2 protein-coding genes are annotated in these 1935 nt (G+C 68.7%); one reads left to right on the top strand and one right to left on the bottom strand.

The features are described from left to right. Positions 1–725 (top strand): NAD-dependent epimerase/dehydratase family protein (locus AC5LSR_RS12045; RefSeq protein WP_493468462.1); only part of this gene is annotated, 725 nt, incomplete at its 5' end. 34 nt (positions 726–759) lie between these two features. Here AC5LSR_RS12045 and AC5LSR_RS12040 read toward each other — a convergent pair. Next, the coding region (locus AC5LSR_RS12040) for a hypothetical protein (protein ID WP_493468461.1) at positions 760–1935 on the bottom strand (1176 nt) is incomplete at its 5' end.

Genomic DNA, 1935 nt, shown 5'->3' with positions numbered 1-1935 from the left:
GGTGGCCGAACGAGCCGTTGGACGATCATTCTGAGCTGCTCGAGGCTCCGGCCGATGCGGATGCCGACTTCGGCCGGCTGCCCCCGGGCTGGACGGGGCCGGACTGGTACTACGGTCGGCAGAAGGCCGGCGCGGAGAGAGCGGTCCGGCATGCCTTCGGGGATGACCGTTCTGTGATTCTGCGTCCTGGCGTCATCCTGGGGCCAGGCGAGTACGTCGGGAGGCTGCCGTGGTGGCTGGCTCGGGCCGCTCGCGGTGGCACCATCCTGGGGCCCGGGACGCCGGACCGCCGGATTCAACCGGTGGACGTGCGCGACGTCGCGTCTTTTGCGCTTGACCGGGCCGCCGCTGCCGAGGATGGCAGCTTCAACATCACCGCACTTGGCGACGAGACCTTCGGTGATCTTCTGAACGCCTGTCTCGAGGTGACGGGTGGCCGTGGCATCGTCGAGTGGGTGCCCGACCGGATCCTGCTGGACGCTGGGGTGAAGCAGTGGACGGAGCTGCCGCTGTGGCGGACGAGCGCGGGCGTGTGGGCGGTGGACTCGTCAGCGGCGCGGGCTGCCGGGTTGTCGACACGGCCGATCCGCGAGACCGTTCTCGATACCTGGAAGTGGATGGAGTCGGGCGGCCGACCGGTGGCGCACCCACGCTGGGATGAGCACGGGATCAGCCCGGATGCCGAGGCCGGCCTGCTCACGGCCGCACGGCTGGCTTCGACGTAGACCGGGCACGCCTCGGGCGGGTGAGCTGGCGCGATCAGCTCTCCTGCTGGGGCAGACCAAGGTGTGTCGCCTGCGGCTGGCCGGGTGCCCTGGCGGTCCAGTCCTCGATGGCGTCGCCATACTCGCGTAGAGGCTGTGCCTGGCCCAGGGCGGGCACCAGGAGTCTCTGGCGGATGCTGTTCACGCGCTGCACAATCCCCGTGCCTCGCCACGCGGCCGGCAGCGAAAGCACGGCGTCAAGCGCCTCGGCCACGCCGTCCATCTCCCCGAGCAGAAGACGGGCATGGGCGAGATCGGCATGCGCCTGCGCAATGGACATCGCGGGGCGCTGGTCGCTGGGCAGCGCCCCGTAACTGTCAAGGGCGGCCTGCGCGTTCGCCGCCGCAGCCGAGGCATCGTTCAGAAGAAGGGAAGTCGAGGCATTGCTCATGAGCATGCGTTCCACGCTCATGCCGAACTCGCCGCCGATGTCATGCAGGTCATCCCGTGCTGATGGATCTGTCAGACGCTCGGCATGCGTCATCGCGGCGCGAGCCGATGCCGCGTCACCCAGATGCCCCCAGGCGCGGCCGGCGATGACGGCGATGCGTCGCCTTCCCACCGTGCCGACTCCCTGGGCCTGGGCGGCTGCCTGCGCATGGCGCACGGCCTCCGCTGGGCGATCTTGCCAGTAGGAGATGTAGGCGAGAACGCCGTACGCATAGGCTTGAAGCGGACCGAACTCGATCGTCTGCCCGTAGAGGAACGCCGTCCGGGCGAACTGCGCAGCGGACCGCAGCAAGAACAGATCGAAACACGCGGCGCCGCAGAGCGCCGCAGCCTCGCCTGCAAGGAGATACAGCCGAGCTTGCTGACGAGGAGACCGCGTCCGGTCGAGGTACCGCTGGGAGACCTCCAGGAGAAGGCGGGCCTGTTGGTAGGCATCAGGAAGCGCGAGGGCGCCGTAGCCTGCAGCCAGATGCCTTATGTCGTCTTCGACCTGGTCAATGGTCATCTCCGGCAAGGTGCTTGCCGCTGCTTCGGAGGCATGCCCCGCGGCCTCTCGTGCCGTCATTTCAATGTCGCTTTCGGTCAGTGCTGGCGCAGCCGCCTGGTGAACCTTGTCGGGCTCCGGGCTGGCGAGAAGCTGGATCACCGGCAGGCCGAACATGCGTTCCAGAACGGCCGGGGCCGGATGGGCTGGCAGCCGTCTCAGGCCACCGCTGGTCCA

The sequence above is a fragment of the Protofrankia sp. CiP1_Cm_nod4 genome, assembly GCF_982290645.1.
This window is presented reverse-complemented; position numbering and strand designations above follow the sequence as displayed.